General features: G+C 65.7%; 16 protein-coding genes. 5 read left to right on the top strand and 11 right to left on the bottom strand.

Translation table 11 applies throughout. The features are described from left to right. Positions 1-131 precede the first annotated feature (131 nt). Positions 132-728, top strand: coding sequence for a DUF2889 domain-containing protein (locus ACE10X_RS18375; protein WP_051002921.1), 597 nt, complete (start codon positions 132-134; stop codon positions 726-728). Between the two features lie 166 nt (positions 729-894). Here ACE10X_RS18375 and ACE10X_RS18370 read toward each other — a convergent pair whose 3' ends face one another. Continuing rightward, positions 895-1,365 carry a carboxymuconolactone decarboxylase family protein gene (locus tag ACE10X_RS18370; protein WP_375764444.1) on the bottom strand — a complete coding sequence of 157 codons (471 nt, stop codon included), beginning with the start codon at positions 1,363-1,365 and terminating at the stop codon, positions 895-897. Continuing rightward, positions 1,362-1,769 (bottom strand): cupin domain-containing protein, encoded by a 408-nt coding sequence (locus ACE10X_RS18365; protein ID WP_038384047.1) that lies wholly within the window; start codon positions 1,767-1,769, stop codon positions 1,362-1,364. The genes ACE10X_RS18370 and ACE10X_RS18365 overlap by 4 nt, the downstream gene beginning before the upstream one ends. An 88-nt stretch (positions 1,770-1,857) precedes the next feature. On the opposite strand from ACE10X_RS18365, the gene ACE10X_RS18360 reads away from it, so the two are divergent. After that, the gene (locus tag ACE10X_RS18360) at positions 1,858-3,318 is read left to right on the top strand and encodes a PLP-dependent aminotransferase family protein (protein WP_038384046.1); all 1,461 of its coding nucleotides are present in this window, start codon (positions 1,858-1,860) and stop codon (positions 3,316-3,318) included. Here the strand turns inward: ACE10X_RS18360 and ACE10X_RS18355 are convergent. Further along, positions 3,290-4,117 (bottom strand): SDR family NAD(P)-dependent oxidoreductase, encoded by an 828-nt coding sequence (locus ACE10X_RS18355; RefSeq protein WP_038384045.1) that lies wholly within the window; start codon positions 4,115-4,117, stop codon positions 3,290-3,292. The two genes, ACE10X_RS18360 and ACE10X_RS18355, sit on opposite strands and share 29 nt — an antisense overlap. Before the next feature lie 325 nt (positions 4,118-4,442). Between ACE10X_RS18355 and ACE10X_RS18350 the strand changes: the two genes are divergently transcribed. After that, positions 4,443-4,736: a hypothetical protein gene (locus tag ACE10X_RS18350; protein WP_038384049.1), complete on the top strand. Its 294-nt coding sequence runs from the start codon at positions 4,443-4,445 to the stop codon at positions 4,734-4,736. A 178-nt stretch (positions 4,737-4,914) separates the two neighbouring features. Continuing rightward, positions 4,915-5,547: a TerC family protein gene (locus ACE10X_RS18345; RefSeq protein ID WP_028344570.1), complete on the top strand. Its 633-nt coding sequence runs from the start codon at positions 4,915-4,917 to the stop codon at positions 5,545-5,547. 56 nt (positions 5,548-5,603) lie between these two features. On the opposite strand, the gene ACE10X_RS18340 is transcribed toward ACE10X_RS18345, so the two are convergent. The 4 genes from ACE10X_RS18340 to ACE10X_RS18325 all read right to left on the bottom strand — a co-directional run bounded on the left by ACE10X_RS18340 (position 5,604) and on the right by ACE10X_RS18325 (position 10,535). Further along, positions 5,604-6,323: an RraA family protein gene (locus ACE10X_RS18340; RefSeq protein WP_038384044.1), complete on the bottom strand. Its 720-nt coding sequence runs from the start codon at positions 6,321-6,323 to the stop codon at positions 5,604-5,606. A gap of 371 nt (positions 6,324-6,694) precedes the next feature. Next, the gene (gene pssA, locus ACE10X_RS18335; RefSeq protein WP_038384043.1) at positions 6,695-7,573 is read right to left on the bottom strand and encodes a CDP-diacylglycerol--serine O-phosphatidyltransferase; all 879 of its coding nucleotides are present in this window, start codon (positions 7,571-7,573) and stop codon (positions 6,695-6,697) included. Between the two features lie 221 nt (positions 7,574-7,794). Next, the gene (locus tag ACE10X_RS18330; protein ID WP_028344567.1) at positions 7,795-8,493 is read right to left on the bottom strand and encodes a phosphatidylserine decarboxylase; all 699 of its coding nucleotides are present in this window, start codon (positions 8,491-8,493) and stop codon (positions 7,795-7,797) included. Between the two features lie 53 nt (positions 8,494-8,546). Beyond that, positions 8,547-10,535, bottom strand: a complete 1,989-nt coding sequence (locus ACE10X_RS18325; RefSeq protein ID WP_038384042.1) for an ABC transporter ATP-binding protein/permease — start codon at positions 10,533-10,535, stop codon at positions 8,547-8,549. Positions 10,536-10,748: 213 nt separating this feature from the next. Here ACE10X_RS18325 and ACE10X_RS18320 point away from each other — a divergent pair, with 213 nt between their 5' ends. After that, on the top strand, positions 10,749-11,354 hold the full coding sequence (locus ACE10X_RS18320; protein ID WP_038384041.1) for a TIGR00730 family Rossman fold protein: 606 nt from the start codon (positions 10,749-10,751) through the stop codon (positions 11,352-11,354). A 160-nt stretch (positions 11,355-11,514) separates the two neighbouring features. On the opposite strand, the gene ACE10X_RS18315 is transcribed toward ACE10X_RS18320, so the two are convergent. From ACE10X_RS18315 to cysS, 4 genes are all read right to left on the bottom strand, one after another. Further along, the gene (locus ACE10X_RS18315; protein WP_038384040.1) at positions 11,515-11,892 is read right to left on the bottom strand and encodes a VOC family protein; all 378 of its coding nucleotides are present in this window, start codon (positions 11,890-11,892) and stop codon (positions 11,515-11,517) included. 100 nt (positions 11,893-11,992) lie between these two features. Then, positions 11,993-13,591 (bottom strand): citramalate synthase, encoded by a 1,599-nt coding sequence (gene cimA, locus ACE10X_RS18310; protein WP_038384039.1) that lies wholly within the window; start codon positions 13,589-13,591, stop codon positions 11,993-11,995. Further along, positions 13,588-14,094, bottom strand: coding sequence for a GNAT family N-acetyltransferase (locus ACE10X_RS18305; protein ID WP_038384038.1), 507 nt, complete (start codon positions 14,092-14,094; stop codon positions 13,588-13,590). Before ACE10X_RS18305 ends, cimA begins: the two co-directional genes overlap by 4 nt. Continuing rightward, positions 14,091-15,506 carry a cysteine--tRNA ligase gene (cysS, locus tag ACE10X_RS18300; protein WP_038384037.1) on the bottom strand — a complete coding sequence of 472 codons (1,416 nt, stop codon included), beginning with the start codon at positions 15,504-15,506 and terminating at the stop codon, positions 14,091-14,093. The genes ACE10X_RS18305 and cysS overlap by 4 nt, the downstream gene beginning before the upstream one ends. Between the last annotated feature and the right edge of the window lie 256 nt (positions 15,507-15,762).

Raw genomic sequence — 15,762 nt, 5'->3', positions numbered from 1 at the left:
CGAGATTCCGGGTCTGGCGCCAACGCGCCATCCCGGAATGACGACGTCTCATGACGCCATTCGAGCGCGAGCGTTGACATCGGGACACACCACCGATTGGATCGGTATTAGATTCAATCCAGCGAGTTCCGATGTCCGCACCCGATACCAATGCCGACGGCAAGCCCCGCCGCCTGATGCACCGCCGCTCCGTCGAATGTCTCGGCTATCTCCGCGACGACGGATTGTGGGAAGTCGAGGCGCGGCTGGTCGACACCAAACCCTATGCCCGACAGGACAAGCATCGCGGGCTGCAGCAGCCCGACGATCCCGTGCACGATATCCGCCTGCGGCTCGCGGTCGACGACAGTTTTACGATCCGCGAGACCGGCACCACGATGGCCTCGACGCCCTACCCGTCCTGCCTCGACGTCGAGGGCATCCTGCAGCGCCTGGTCGGCGAACGCATCGGCAAGGGCTGGCGCGAACTGGTCCGTCGCAAGATCGGCAAGCTCGAGACCTGCACCCATCTCGCCGAGCTTCTGGGACCGGCGGTGACGACGCTGTTCCAGACCGCAACCTCCGGCAAGGACCCGCAGGGCCGCGGCGCGCTCGATCACCAGCGCGATGTCACCGAGCCGCCGTTCTTCGTCGGCGGCTGCTATTCGTGGCGGCTGGATGGACCGGTCGTGGCCGAGACTTTTCCGCAGTTCGCGCAGAAGCCGGTCGAGGCGAAGCCGGGTTCGTAGGCAAACCGTCACACTCTTCCAATTGTTTCTAGGGTTGCAGGAGTGCGACGCAGATCGATCATGAGTGCAAGTTCGCAGGGTGGATTAGCCGACTACGTCCGCCTCAGCTCTACGCTTGTCGAACGACCGCGCTTGCGGGCGGCTAACCCACCCTACAATTATGTGTTCAGGCCGCCGCTGCGGAATGCTCGACCACGGCCTGCGGCGGGTTGCGGAAGCCGATCGCGAGCCGGTTGTAGGTGTTCATCAGGCCGATCGCGATAGTCAGGTCGACCAGTTGCTTCTCACTGAAGGTGGCGCGCGCCGCTTCATATGCGTCTTCCGGGATCGCGGTCTCCGCCACACGGGTGACGGTTTCGGCCCAGGCCAGCGCGGCGCGCTCCTCGGCGTCGAACAGCGCCTCCGCCTCGCGCCACACCTGCAGCAGCGCCAGCTTCTCGACCTTGACGCCCATTTTCCGAAGTGAGCGCGTGTGCATGTCCAGGCAATAAGCACAGCCGTTGATCTGCGATATCCGCAGATAGACCAGTTCGACGAGCTGCGCGGAAAGGCCGCTTTGCGTGATGTAGCCATAGACGCCGCCGAGCGCCTTGATGCCCGCGGGCACGACCTTGTTGTAGTCGATCCGCATGCTCATTGCTTGTGTCCTTCCTTGTCGAAGACGGTCAGCGCCTTGTCGTTGCTGTCGACGACGAACACCGCAAGCAGCTTCGCCGGTTCGGTCGCGCTGGCGTTGCGCCCGAGCACGTGATGCGCGCCGGGCGGCTCGAAGAAGCTGTCGCCGGTCCGATAGATGTGCGCGGCCTCGCCCTCGAGCTGGCTCTCGATCGCGCCCTGGAGCACGTAGACATAGAGAAACGCCGATTTGGCGTGATGATGCGGCGCCGACGGCTCGCCCGGCGGGAAGTTGACCTCCACCGCGATCAGCGACTTGCCGGGAATGTTCGTGATCATATGCTCGAACTTCGACGTCACCGATTGCGCCATCGCCGGGGTCGCAAGCGCGGCGCAGGCCAGCAGCGTCGTCATCAAGGTCTTCATCTCGTGCCTCCATTGCTAACGGATAGATGCGGACACGCATGGCCAAAAAGAAGCACCAAGAATGAACCGAATTGGTGTACCACGAGCCATGCCCAACCCGCTTCCCATCGCGCTCGACCGGTCGGCCAGGACGCCGCTCTCCGAGCAGATCCGCAAGGCGATCGCGGCGGCGATCGACAATGGCGTGCTGGTGCCGGGCGCCCGGCTGCCCTCCTGGCTTGACCTCGCCGCGCAGCTCGGCGTTGCGCGCGGCACCGTGCGGGCGGCCTACGACAAGCTGTCGGACGCCCAGCACATCGTGTCGTCGAAGGCGGGCGGCACCACCGTCGCGAGGCGGCCCAGGAAGGCCGCCAAGCCCGATGCGCCGGTCGCTCCCGGATCCGTCGTGGAGATGTTTCGCGATCTGAGCGGTCAGGGACACTTCCGGATGGGCGTCCCCGCGCAGGATAGCCTCCCCGCCAAGCTGCTGGCGCGAATCCGCGCGCGCGCCGTCCGGGCGGAACTGAGCGCGGTGACGCGCACGATCGATCCGCGCGGCGAGCTCGAATTGCGACGGGAGATCGCGGCGCACCTCGCGATCGCGCGCGGGCTCGAATGCTCGCCCGCGCAGATCGTCATCACCTCGGGATTCAGCGGCGGACTCGGCCTCGCGCTGCGCGTGCTCGGCCTCGAAGGCCGCCGCGTGTGGATGGAAGAACCGGGATTTCCATTGACGCGAAAGGGCCTCGAGCTCGCGCGGCTGGAGGTCGTCCCGATATCAGTCGACGCCAATGGCGTCGATGTTGAGTACGGCCTCAAGTACGCCCCCGATGCGGCACTCGCGGTCGTGACGCCGGGCCAGCAGGCGCCGCTCGGCCCGCCTCTGTCGCCGCAACGTCGCGCGCGGCTGCTCGACTGGGCCGCGCAAACCGGAGCCTTCATCATCGAGGACGACTATCTCGGCGAGTTGCAGCTCGACAGCCGCGCCGCGCCGGCGCTTGCCTCGCTCGACCGTGCCAGCCGGGTGATCCATCTCGGCTCCTTCAGCAAGACGATCTCACCGACGCTGCGCCTCGGCTTCCTGGTTGCGCCAGAGCCATTGGCGGCGCAGTTCGCCGATGTCGCGACGTGCCTGGTCCCTGCTCCCGGCCCGGCGGTGCAGCTGTCCACCGCGGAGTTCATGCGCGACGGCCACTACATCCGCCATCTCAGGCGAACCAAGCAGGCGTATTGCGACAGGCGCGATACGCTGACGACGGCGCTGCGGAGCTGGAGCAACGACGTGCGGGTTGCCGGCCTCGCGGTCATGCTGACGCTGCCGGACAAGACCGCCGATGTCGAGATTGCCCGAGCACTGCTCGCGCACGGGCTGGCGCCCGCCCCGCTCTCGCCCTGGTATGTTTCACCGAAGCGCGCGCAGCCGGGTCTATTGCTCGGCATTGCAACGGTGCCGGATCGCGGCGTTCCGGCCGCATGCAAGCGCCTGTTCGAGGCGATCCGCGCCCAAGGTCGCATCCAAGGAGGGCCGGCGCCGCGCCGGATCAGGAAGCCCGCAACCCGGTCAGCGTAAGGCTTAACGCCTTGAGCCGCTTGCGCGCCTCGGCGTCATAGGCCTGGGCATGGGCCCGCGCCTCACGCTTGCCGTCGAAGAACAGCCCGCTCCGGCCTGCCACATCGTCATCCTGGACCAGACGCAGGATGGCATCACCGCCCTGCTCGACGGTCGAGATCGGCGTCGCGCCGCTGGCGCGCACCATCGTGGTGTTCATATAGGTCGCAGGGTGCAGCGAGTTGACGGTCACGCCGGAGCCGTCGAGCTCCGCGGCCAGGTCGATGGTGAACATGATCTGCGACAGCTTGCTCTGCGCATAGGCGCGCGCGCCGCTGTAGTTCTTCGTGATCATCACGTCGCCGAAATCGATCGGGTGCTGGCCGAGCGACGCGACATTGACGATGCGCGCCGGCGTGCTCGCCTTGAGCCGCGGCAGCAACAGATGCGCGAGCAGGAAGCCGGCGAGATAGTTGACCGCGAAGCGCAGCTCGTGGCCGTCCTTGCTGGTCTGCCGCGCCGGCCCCTCGTTTTGCGAACCAATGCCGGCGTTGCTGACGAACACATCGAGGCGCTCCTGGTCGTCGAGCACCAGCTGGGCGAACTCCCGGACCTCGGCGAGAGAGGACAGATCGGCCTGGTAGAACATCGGCTCGCGGCCGCTGAGGCGCTTGATCTCGTCGGCGAGCGTCTGCGCCCGCTTGGTATCGCGGCCGTGGATCAGGACCCGGGCGCCGGCCGACGCCAGCCTCATCGCGACGTAACGGCCGACGCCGTCGGTGGAACCGGTGATCAGCACCGTCTTGCCTGCCATATTCATCGAAATTGCCTTTCGATCGTTCGCCCAGCGCTGTCAGCAAAGATAAAGGCGCCGCGCGCACTTTGCCATGGCATGCCACCGCGCCGGCGGCGCCAAAAATGGCGTCTAAGATCACCCTCGCGGGCCTTCCCCGGAACCGCATACGTACATCTTGTCGCGCGGCCGGCGGTCGCGCGGCGCCGCGTCGCGCCTCAGGGGGATCGCGTTCTGGTATCCTCGACGTGAACGACAAGCCAGGATCGGCAGAAGATCGGCAAAGGACGGAATGTCCTCGACCATTCCAGACAGGATCTTGCGAAAGACTCCCTCGCTGGAGCCGTTCGGCATGCTGCTGTTGTTCGGCGCGCTGACCGCGCTGCCGATCGTCCTGACACTCCGTCTGGTTGAGCCCGCACTCGTGCTGCCCGTGCTCAGCCTGTTGTTGTTCATCCAGGCAGCCATTACCGCGATTGCGGCGCGCGTGATCCACGTGCGCACAAGCGTGGCGAACCTCACGCTGTGGGATTTTGCCGGCGCGTTCACCTTCATGGGGTGCGCAGCGGCGATCCTCGGCGAACCGGATCAGGCGGCTCTGTTCTTCGAGGAAGAAGCAGCAATGCGTCCGGTGTCACGACCGTAATCCCAGGCCGGGCCCCTCTGGCAGCCACAAGCTGCGATGTCGGACTGGAACTCAGTTGGAGTGGCCCTGCTTCGACCCGTGACGCGGATAAGCGTCGCGGTGGATTTGCCGTCCGCATGACGGCAAGAGCCGGTTTCGTCGAAAGGGTCCGCTCCCCGACCTCAAGGGGAATGCGACCATGTCCGAACTATTTTCGCCCGAATTGTTTTCACTCGACGCCCTCAGCGCATTGCTGCAAGTCGTCGTCATCGACCTCGTGCTGGCCGGCGACAATGCCGTCGTGATCGGCCTTGCCGCGGCCGGCCTGCCGGCGAAGCAGCGCGGCAAGGCGATCCTGATCGGCATCGGTGCCGCGACACTGCTGCGCATCCTGTTCGCCCTGGTCACCACGCAGCTGATGCAGATCGTCGGCCTGCTGCTGGCCGGCGGCATCCTGCTATTGTGGGTGTGCTGGAAGATGTGGCGCGAGCTGCGCGCCGACGCGCACGAGACCACGGCCGAACATGCCGATGGCGCAAAGGGCCAGCGCAAGACGCTGTGGCAGGCCACCACGCAGATCATCGTTGCCGACGTCTCGATGTCGCTCGACAACGTGCTGGCGGTCGCGGGCGCGGCGCGCGAGCAGCCGATCGTGCTGGTGTTCGGCCTCGCGCTCTCGATCGCGATGATGGGCGCGGCCGCCTCCTTCATCGCGCGGCTGCTGCAGAACCACCGCTGGATCGCCTATGTCGGCCTCGCCGTGATCCTCTATGTCGCCATCGACATGACGGTTCGCGGGGCGAACGAGATCGCGAAGGTTGCACCGGCCTGACGAAAGCAAAACGGCAGGCCCTTCGGCCCGCCGTTCCGCAAATCGACAACGCGCGCTCAGTGGATTTCCGCCGAACGCTTCAGCGCGTCCTTCAGCTTCTCGAGCGAGAAATCCTTGGAACGCGCGATGTCCAGGATCGGGGTCTCGCGGCGGCCGCAGAGTTCGGCGGCCTCGGGCAGCTTGGCCGCGACCTCGTAGGGTATCACGATCGCGCCGTGGCTGTCGGCGTGGATCAGGTCGTCGGATCGCACCGTCATGCCGGCGACGCGGACCTCGCCGCCGAAGCTCTCCGCATGCACCCAGGCGTGCGACGGGCCGATCGAGCCGGCCAGCGCCTGGAAGCCCGGCGCCCATTGCGGAATGTCGCGGATCGAGCCGTCGGTGATGACGCCGAGGCAGCCGAGCGCCTTGTGCACGTTGCTCTGCACCTCGCCCCAGAATGCGCCGTAGCCGACGTCCGGACCGTCGATGTCCTGGATGACGGAGATGCGCGGGCCGAAGCCGGTGCCGACATATTCGTAATATTCGATGCGGCGCTTCGACTGCTCCTCGGCCGAGAGGCCGGATTTCAGCACCGAGCGGATCGTCGTGGTGCGGGCGTAGCCGACCATCGGCGGCAGCGTCGGGAACGGGCAGACCAGCGGCTTCACGGTGTAGCCGATCAGACGGCGCTCCGGCGCGACGATCTCCATCGCGTTGCAGATCGTCGGCGTGTCGTAGCGCGCCAACACTTCAAGGACGGAAGCAGGAAGCGGGGCGGAAGCGGATGTCGTCACGGCGTTTCTCTCCTGATTTTTGGCGTCAGATCATGATGCGTTTCCACGGAAACGCATCATGATCTCATTTCCTTGTTTGAGCATGATCTTTCCGGAAAACCGGTCTCCACTTTTCCGGATCATGCTCGAGCGGGCCGTCTCAGCCTATAGCCGAGATCGCAGGCGAACCCAACCGAGGCACGCTCATGGCTGATATTTGCGGGAATGAAACCACTCTATCACCGTCACCCCCGCCCCCGCGCAACGGCGAAGCCGTTGTCGCTGGAGGAGGCCGCGCAGCGGCCGTCTCGAAGGGTCGACGGCCCCGCTGGTGGCCGTCCATCCTTCGAGACGCGCTACGCGCCCTCAGGATGACGGGTTAGACAGAAGCCTCAGTGCAGATGCGTCGGACGATCGTCGCGATCGCTCTCCGTGACCGGCGTTGCATAGGGAGCAGCAGCGGCCGCCGCCGGCGCGCCCGCAGCTTGCGTCTGCGCGGCAAGCTGGCGCTCCTGGTCGCGATAGGACTTCCAGCCCCAGGGCAGGCTGATCAAATAGGCGACCGAGCCGGCCGACAGGATATGCCAGGGATAGCCGATCAGCAGCGCGACGAAGAACACCACGGCAACGAACACCGGCAGCACCATTTCCGGCGGCACGCGCATCTTCACGGTCTTGCCGGAGAACACCGGCAGTCGCGACACCATCAGGAAGGCGATCAAGAGCGTGTAGAACGCCGTCAGCGTCGCCGGCGGCATCGGCACGCCGAGGAAGGCGAGATAGATCGGCAGCAGCACGGTGATCGCACCGGCCGGCGCCGGCACGCCGGTGAAATAGTTGGCGGCGAAGGCCGGCTTGTTCGGATCGTCGATCGAGGCATTGAAACGCGCAAGCCGCAGGCCGCCGGAGATCGCGAACACCATCGCGGCGATCCAGCCGCCATTGTTCAATTCATGCAGCTGCCAGAAATACAGGATCAGGCCCGGCGCCACGCCGAAATTGACGAAGTCGGCGAGGCTGTCGAGCTCGGCGCCGAATTTCGACTGGCCCTTGATCATGCGGGCGACGCGGCCGTCGATGCCGTCGAGGATCGCGGCGAACACGATCGCGGCGACCGCAAGCTCCATCCGCCCTTCGGTCGACAGCCGGATCGCGGTGAGGCCGGCGCAGATCGCCAGCAGCGTGATCATGTTCGGCACCAGCATCCGCACCGGGATCGGGCGGAACCGGCGGCGGCGATACTCGGTGGAATTCGGATCGAATGGCGTCATGGTTTTGCAATATAGCAAGCGCTGCCCCGCTCCGCCATCGGTGCGGGAACCGGCCGATCGGGCCGGAGAAACAGAGTTAATTGCCTGATCCAGGCGTAACCCCTCATGGTGAGGAGCGCGGAACGCGCGTTTCGAACCATGAGGCCCCTCGCGGTGGCCTGCATCCTTCGAGACGCCCGCTTTGCGGGCTCCCCAGGATGAGGGGCTAGATGTGCGAGCAATCAATCGGCGCGGTAAGTCCGGCCCGGATCGGCGCCCCGAAAATCCGCCAGAATCGTCTCGCCGGCGACCGCGGTCTGCCCCTCCGAGACCAGCGCCTTGGTGCCCTCGGGCAGATAGACGTCGAGCCGCGAGCCGAAGCGGATCAGGCCGAAGCGCTCGCCGGCGCCGATCGACTGGCCCTCCTTGACGAAGCAGACGATGCGCCGCGCCACGAGACCCGCGATCTGGACCACGCCGATGCGGCCGTTGGAGGTCGAGATGACGAGCGAATTGCGCTCATTGTCCTCGCTCGCCTTGTCGAGCTCGGCGTTGATGAAGGCGCCGGGCCGGTAGGCGATGCGGTCGATGCGGCCGACCACCGGGCTGCGGTTCACATGGCAGTTGAACACGCTCATGAACACCGAGACCCGCGGCAGCGGCTTGTCGCCGAGCCCGAGCTCGGCCGGCGGCAGCGCCTGCACCACCATCGAGACGCGGCCGTCGGCCGGCGACACCACGATGCCGTCGCGCAGCGGCGTCACCCGGACCGGATCGCGGAAGAACAGCGCGCACCAGACGGTCAGCAGCGTCCCGATCCAGCCCAGCGGGGTCCAGATCCAGAACAGGATCAGGCTCGCCAGAGCGAAGCCGCCAATGAAGGGATAGCCCTCCGGGTGGATCGGCGGGATCTGCGCGCGGATGGAGTTGGCGATCGACATCAGAGCTCGCTTGCGTTTCCCCGCCCCATTTGGCGGGAGAGGCCCTAAATCGACTATTCCGCGGCGGTCGGCAAGGGTTTCTCACCCGCGTCAGGGCTGGAATCCTCCGACGATTCAGTGACCGCCGGCGGCAGCCGATTCGGCGCGGTGCCGTCGTCATCGACCTGGGCGAGCCGTTCGCGGGCCTCCTCGGCCTCGCGTTGCCGGTTCCACATGCTGGCATAGAGGCCGTCGGCGGCCAAAAGCCGCGCATGCGTGCCGCGCTCGGCGATCCGGCCCTGGTCCAGCACGATGATCTCGTCGGCGCCGACGATGGTCGACAGCCGGTGCGCGATCACCAGCGAGGTGCGGTTGCGCGAGACGCGCTCCAGCGCGCCCTGGATCTCGTGCTCGGTGTGGCTGTCGAGCGCGGAGGTCGCCTCGTCCAGCACCAGGATCGGCGGCGCCTTCAACACCGTGCGCGCGATCGCGACGCGCTGCTTCTCGCCGCCGGAGAGTTTCAGGCCGCGCTCACCGACTTGCGTCTCATAGCCCTGCGGCGACATCCGGATGAAGCCGTCGATCTGCGCGAGGCGCGCCGCCTCCTCCACCTCGTCGTCGCCGGCGTCCCAGCGGCCATAGCGGATGTTGTAGCGGATGGTGTCGTTGAACAGCACGGTGTCCTGCGGCACCATGCCGATCGCCGAGCGCAGCGAGGCCTGCGTCACGGTCTTGATGTCCTGGCCGTCGATCAGGATGCGGCCGCTCGAGACGTCGTAGAGGCGGAACAGCAGCCGCGAGATCGTCGACTTGCCGGCGCCGGAGGGACCGACGATCGCCACCGTCTTGCCGGCCGGCACCTCGAAGCTCAGGCCCTTGAGGATCGGCCGGTCTGCCTCGTAGGCGAAGCGGACATCCTCGAACCACACGCTGCCCGCGGATACCGCGAGCGGTTTGGCCCCCGGAATGTCCTGCACCTCGGGATCGCGCGCCAGCACGTCGAACATCTTCTCGATGTCGATGATCGCCTGCTTGATCTCGCGATAGACCATGCCCATGAAGTTCAGCGGCTGGTAGAGCTGGATCATCATCGAATTGATCAGCACGAAATCGCCGACCGTGTGGGTGCCGTTACGGATGCCGAACGCGCACATCAGCATGGTCGCGGTCAGCCCCGCGGTGAAGATGATCGCCTGCCCGGTATTGAGCACCGCGAGCGAGGTGTAGGTCTTCACGCTGGCCTGCTCGTAGCGCTCCATCGAGCGGTCGTAGCGCCGCGCCTCGCGCTCTTCGGCGCCGAAATATTTCACCGTCTCGTAGTTGAGCAGCGAGTCGATCGCCTTGGTGTTCGCCTCGGTGTCGGAATCGTTCATCCTGCGGCGGATCTCGATCCGCCACTCGGTCGCGATATAGGTGAAGTACATGAACACGACGACCGTGAGCAGCACCGCGAGCACGTAGCGCCAGTCGAACTGCCAGAGCAGCACCGCCGCCAGCAGCGCGACCTCGACGATGGTCGGGATCAGCTGCAGGATCACCATCCGCACGATGGTCTCGATGCCGGAGCGGCCGCGCTCCAGCACGCGGGTCAGGCCGCCGGTCTTGCGCTCGAGATGGAAGCGCAGCGACAGCTCGTGCATATGCACGAAGGTGATGTAGGCGAGCCGCCGCACCGCATGCATGGCGACGCGAGCGAAGATGCCGTCGCGCCACTGCGTCAGCACCGCCATGATGATGCGCACTGCGCCGTAGCTGATCGTCATCAGCACCGGCGAGGCGATCAGCCAGACCATCCAGTTCGAGGCCGCGACCGGCGCCGAGCCCGTGCTGTTCAGCGCATCGATCGCCCATTTGAAGGTGAACGGCACCGACAACGTCGCGAGCTTGGCGAACAGCAGCAGCACCACCGACCAGATCACGCGCATCTTCAAATCGGCGCGATCGCCGGGCCAGATATAGGGCCAGAGATGCACGAGGGTGCCGAGCAGCGTCCCCTTCTCGGCGGCCGGCGGCGTGGCCGTGGGCTGTGCGACGCCGGTCACACTCGGTTGCGGCGGCACCATCAGGCGCCCGCCCGCGCGGTCACGGCGCGGCGGTCCGCTGCCACATCTTTTCCACGGTTTGCCATTGTGCCCGTCATATAGATCGTTTGAGCGCGGCGTACAGGCTTATGATCAAAATTGTTCGCGATTCGCGGGAATTTACAGGATTTTTCGGCTCTCAATCCCCATATCCGACTCTTGACCCTGTTTACGCTGCAGTGCCACAAGGATCGTATGAACCAAATCAAGACTGTCTGTGTTTATTGCGGCTCCGGCCCCGGTAACAATCCCCGTTTCGTTGAAGCTGCCGTCGCGCTCGGCAAGAGCTTTGCCGAAAACAACGTTCGCCTGGTTTATGGCGGCGGCTCGATCGGCTTGATGGGTGCGGTCGCGAAATCCACGCTCGACCACGGCGGCTCCGTCACCGGCATCATTCCCGAATTCCTGCGCGCGCGCGAGAACGCGCTGACCTCGGTTCAGGAGATGATCGTCACGCCCGACATGCATGAGCGCAAGCGCCTGATGTTCGAGCGCTCGGATGCATTCGTCGCGCTGCCGGGCGGCATCGGCACGCTGGAGGAGCTGGTCGAGCAACTGACCTGGCAGCAGCTCGGCCGTCACCATAAGCCGATCCTGCTCGCCAACATCGATGGCTTCTGGGAACCCCTGCTCTCGCTGCTCAACCACATGCGCATGACCGACTTCATCCGCCCGACGCTGCCGATCAACGTCCTGATGGCCGACCGCGTCGACGAGATCCTGCCGCGGCTGCGTTCGGCGGTGGCACGCACGCCCGAGGCCGCGAAGGATCTCGCGCCCGAAGTGGCGCGGCGGCTGTAACTGTTCGCCGCAGTTTCGGCTCCATCACCGTCATGCTGAGGAGGCCGCAAAGCGGCCGTCTCGAAGCACGACGGCCCCGCTGGTGGCCACGCATCCTTCGAGACGCGCTACGCGCTCTTCAGGATGACGGGTCGAGATAAGTGCTAGCCTGAAATCCTTACTACTCGCTCGGAAAAGTCACGGCCTCGATGCGGTTGCCGTAGGGATCGAGGACGAAGGCCGCATAATAGCGCACGCGGTCGTGCGGGCGAAGGCCCGGGGGACCGTCGGAGAGGCCGCCTGACGCCAGCGCCGCAGTGTGGAAGGCATCGACCTCGGCGGTGGTCGTCGCGCGCAGGCAGATATGGGTGCCGCTCTCGTGCGGCACCTGCGCCATCGTGGCGCGCAGATTGATCCAGAATTCGGGATAGGCCTTGCCGAAGCCGATCGTCGCCGGCCGCGTGACGAGGCGGCTGAGGCCCAGCGCGGCCAGCGTCGGCTCATAGAACCGCGCGGCCCGTTCCAGATCGCGGACACCGACGGAGACGTGGTCGATCATGCGCCCTCCTCCCGGACTTGTCGCCCAGATGAGCGAAGCGACATCCGGGGAAACCGATCGAGACGCCCCGGATATCGCTTCGCTCATCCGGGCTACAGTCTCACGCCTGCGCGCCCGACTTCACCAGCTTGTAAAACACCGAATCCATCAGCGCCTGGAACGAGGCGTCGATGATATTGGGCGAGACGCCGACCGTGGTCCAGCTCTCGCCGGTCTCGTCCTCGCTTTCGATCAAGACGCGTGTGACCGCCTCGGTGCCGCCATTGAGGATACGCACGCGGTAGTCGATCAGCTTCAGGCCATCGATATATTTCTGGTACTTGCCGAGATCCTTGCGCAGCGCGACGTCGAGCGCGTTGACCGGGCCGTTGCCTTCGGCGGCCGAGATCAGCCGCTCGCCGTCGACATCGACCTTCACCACCGCGAGCGCCACCGTGACGCGCTGGCCGTTGGCGTTGTAGCGCTGCTCGACATTGACGTCGAACTGCTCGACCTTGAAATATTCCGGCACCTTGCCCAGCGTGCGGCGCGCCAGCAGATCGAACGATGCGTTGGCGGATTCATAGGCGAAGCCCGCGGCCTCGCGCTCCTTCAATTCCTCGACCAGGCGCGTCAGCCGCGGATCGCTCTTGTCATAGGCGATCCCGGCACGGTCGAGCTCGGCCATCACGTTGGAGCGGCCGGCCTGATCCGACACCAGCACCTTGCGGTGATTGCCGACCAGTTCCGGCAGCACGTGCTCATAGGTCTGCGGATCCTTCATGACAGCCGAGGCATGGATGCCCGTCTTCGTGACGAACGCGCTTTCGCCGACATAGGCCGCATGGCGGTTGGGCGCGCGGTTCAGCATGTCGTCGAGCGTGCGCGACACCTTCATCAACGTCGCCAGCTTCTCCGTGGTGACGCCGATCTCGAACTTGTCGGCAAACTCCTGCTTCAGCTTCAAGGTCGGGATCAGCGAGCAGAGATTGGCGTTGCCGCAGCGCTCGCCAAGGCCGTTGAGCGTGCCCTGGATCTGCCGCGCGCCGGCCCGCACCGCGGCGAGCGAATTGGCGACCGCCTGCTCGGTGTCGTTATGGGCGTGGATGCCGAGATGGGCGCCCGGCACGTGCTTGACGACATCGCCGACGATGGTCTCGATCTCATGCGGCATGGTGCCGCCATTGGTGTCGCACAGCACCACCCAGCGGGCGCCGGCCTGATAGGCGGCCCTGGCGCAAGCGAGCGCGTAGTCGCGGCTCTCCTTGTAGCCGTCGAAGAAATGCTCGCAGTCGACCATCACCTCGCGGCCGAGCGCCTTCGCGGCCGCGACGCTGTCGCGGATCGAAGCGAGGTTCTCCTCGTTCGTGGTCTCGAGCGCGACGCGGACCTGGTAGGCCGAGGACTTTGCGACGAAGCAGATCGCGTCTGCCTTGGCTTCGAGGATGCCGGCAAGCCCGGGATCGTTCGACGCCGAGCGGCCCGGCCGCCGCGTCATGCCGAAGGCGGTGAAGCGCGCGTGCTCGAAGGCGGGTTTCCTGCTGAAGAACTCGGTGTCGGTCGGATTGGCGCCGGGATAGCCGCCCTCGACATAGTCGATGCCGAGCGCATCGAGCATGCCCGCGATCACCTGCTTGTCCTGCAGCGTGAAGTCGACGCCATTGGTTTGCGCGCCGTCGCGCAGCGTGGTGTCGAACAGATAGAGGCGCTCGCGGCTCACGCGTGGCCTCCCGGGGTGGCGACACCATCGAGCTGCTTCTGCATCGTGGTGTTGGCAAGCCACTCGTCGTTGATGGTGACCGAGTTGCGCTGCTGGGCGACGTAGCCGCGCTTGCGGAAGAATTCCAGCGCGGTGTCGCTGGCATCGACCTTCAGGGTCTTGGTGCCGCGAGCGCTTGCGATCTTCTCCAGCGCATCGCACAGCGCGCTGCCGACACCCTGCCCGACCGCGCTCGGATGCACATAGAGCATGTCGATAAGATCGGCGCCCTTCAGCGAGGCGAAACCGACCGGCGCGCCCTGCATGGTCGCGATCAGCGTGAGCTGGCCGGCGAGCTTCGTGCCGAACGCCGCCTCGTCGTCGGCGGCCATCGCCCAGGCTTCCTGCTGCGCCTCACTGTAGTCGTCGCCGGTCAGGTCCATGATCGAGGCCGCGAAGATCGCCGCCAGCAGCGGCGCGTCGTCGGGCAGATACGGGCGCAGTGCAGGTGCGGAACGGCTCATCGCGCGACCTCCCAGGTGGTGATCGGCTTTCCTTCGGCATCCTTTCCGTCCTTGATCGCCACGCCCATCGCGGCGAGCTGATCGCGGATCCGATCGGACTCCTTGAAGTCCTTGCGCGCCCGCGCCGCGGCGCGCTCGGCAATCAGCGCCTCGACGGCTGCGGCATCGACGCCGCTCGCCTGCTGCTTGCGCGCCTCCCACGCAGCCGCGCTCTCCGACAGGAAGCCGAGCAGCCGGAGCGAGCCGGCAAACTCCTTGCGGCTCTGTTCGCTGCTCGACGCACTACTGCGCAGGCCGTGCAGCACCGCCATCGACTGCGCCGTATTGAGGTCGTCGTAGAGCGCCTCGACCATCGCCGGCGACGGCGCGCCGGGCTCGGCGTCGGCCGCGACCGCGTACCAGTCGTCGAGTGTCTTCGCGGCCTCCTCGGTGGCCTTGGCGGTCCAGTCGAGCGGCGAACGATAATGCGTCTTCAGCATGGCGAGCCGCAGCACCTCGCCGGGCCAATCGGCCAAGAGATCACGGATCGTGAAGAAGTTGCCGAGCGACTTCGACATCTTCTCGCTTTCGATCTGCAGGAAGCCGTTATGCATCCAGACATTGGCCATGCGGTCGGAGTGGAACGCGCAGCAGGTCTGGGCGAGTTCGTTCTCATGGTGCGGGAACACCAGGTCGATGCCGCCGCCATGAATGTCGAACTTCTCGCCGAGATGCTTCCAGGCCATTGCCGAGCACTCGATGTGCCAGCCGGGACGGCCCTCGACCTTGATGCCGGCCGGTGACGGCCATGAGGGCTCGCCCGGCTTCGACGGCTTCCACAGCACGAAGTCGGTGTTGTCGCGCTTGTAGGGCGCGACGTCGACGCGGGCGCCCGCGATCATCTCGTCGAGCGAACGCTTCGACAGCGCGCCGTAGCGCGGCAACATCGAATTGGCCGCGTTCATCGCCTGCGGCGAGAACAGCACGTGGTCCTCGGCGACATAGGCAAAGCCACCGGCGACCAGCTTCTCGATGATCGCGCGCATCTCCGGGATATGCTCGGTCGCGCGCGGCTGCACGGTCGGCGGCAAGCAGCCGAGCGCCGTGACATCGTCCTGATACTGCTGGTAGGTCTGCTCGGTGACCTTGCGGATCGCCTCGTTCAGCGGCACGCCGGGATAATCCCGCGCGGCGCGGACGTTGATCTTGTCGTCGACGTCGGTGATGTTGCGGACATAGGTCACGTGGCCAGCGCCATAGCGATGGCGCAGCAGGCGGAACAGCACGTCGAAGACAATAGCCGCACGGCCGTTGCCGATATGGGCGAAGTCATAGACCGTCGGTCCGCAGGCATACATGCGGACATTGTCGGCATCGAGCGGCACGAACGGCCGCTTCTCCCGGGTCAGCGTATCGTAGAGGCGCAAATCCATGGAAACCGTTCCCTTGCGGCCGGGCGGTCCAATGCTCTCATGTGTTGAGAAAAGACGGCCTCAGCCAGCGAATCGCTAGCTCATAATCTCGCGGCAAATGCTGCAGATGGCGAGGTGGCCGTTCATGGTTCCACCATGTCTCACGGCCCCTTTATCGCGTCAAGGGGCTGTTTTCGGGCGGTTTGCCACCCGGCCCGCACCGAAATCACGTCAACGCCCTCATGGTTAATCATTATTAAGGAATTGGGCGTATCCG

Source organism: Bradyrhizobium sp. Pha-3, from assembly GCF_042258325.1.
Taxonomy (GTDB): Bacteria; Pseudomonadota; Alphaproteobacteria; order Rhizobiales; family Xanthobacteraceae; genus Bradyrhizobium; species Bradyrhizobium elkanii.
The sequence above is the reverse complement of the archived record's forward strand: the minus strand, read 5'-3'. Positions and strand labels throughout refer to the sequence as shown.

Bases quoted from the DNA above. Each gene is read 5' to 3' on its own strand.
- ACE10X_RS18375 (WP_051002921.1), top strand. From the start codon at position 132: ATGTCCGCACCCGATACCAATGCCGACGGCAAGCCCCGCCGCCTGATG.
- ACE10X_RS18370 (WP_375764444.1), bottom strand. From the start codon at position 1,365: ATGAGCATGCGGATCGACTACAACAAGGTCGTGCCCGCGGGCATCAAG.
- ACE10X_RS18365 (WP_038384047.1), bottom strand. From the start codon at position 1,769: ATGAAGACCTTGATGACGACGCTGCTGGCCTGCGCCGCGCTTGCGACC.
- ACE10X_RS18360 (WP_038384046.1), top strand. From the start codon at position 1,858: ATGCCCAACCCGCTTCCCATCGCGCTCGACCGGTCGGCCAGGACGCCG.
- ACE10X_RS18355 (WP_038384045.1), bottom strand. From the start codon at position 4,117: ATGAATATGGCAGGCAAGACGGTGCTGATCACCGGTTCCACCGACGGC.
- ACE10X_RS18350 (WP_038384049.1), top strand. From the start codon at position 4,443: ATGCTGCTGTTGTTCGGCGCGCTGACCGCGCTGCCGATCGTCCTGACA.
- ACE10X_RS18345 (WP_028344570.1), top strand. From the start codon at position 4,915: ATGTCCGAACTATTTTCGCCCGAATTGTTTTCACTCGACGCCCTCAGC.
- pssA (WP_038384043.1), bottom strand. From the start codon at position 7,573: ATGACGCCATTCGATCCGAATTCCACCGAGTATCGCCGCCGCCGGTTC.
- ACE10X_RS18330 (WP_028344567.1), bottom strand. From the start codon at position 8,493: ATGTCGATCGCCAACTCCATCCGCGCGCAGATCCCGCCGATCCACCCG.
- ACE10X_RS18325 (WP_038384042.1), bottom strand. From the start codon at position 10,535: ATGGTGCCGCCGCAACCGAGTGTGACCGGCGTCGCACAGCCCACGGCC.
- ACE10X_RS18320 (WP_038384041.1), top strand. From the start codon at position 10,749: ATGAACCAAATCAAGACTGTCTGTGTTTATTGCGGCTCCGGCCCCGGT.
- ACE10X_RS18315 (WP_038384040.1), bottom strand. From the start codon at position 11,892: ATGATCGACCACGTCTCCGTCGGTGTCCGCGATCTGGAACGGGCCGCG.
- ACE10X_RS18305 (WP_038384038.1), bottom strand. From the start codon at position 14,094: ATGAGCCGTTCCGCACCTGCACTGCGCCCGTATCTGCCCGACGACGCG.
- cysS (WP_038384037.1), bottom strand. From the start codon at position 15,506: ATGGATTTGCGCCTCTACGATACGCTGACCCGGGAGAAGCGGCCGTTC.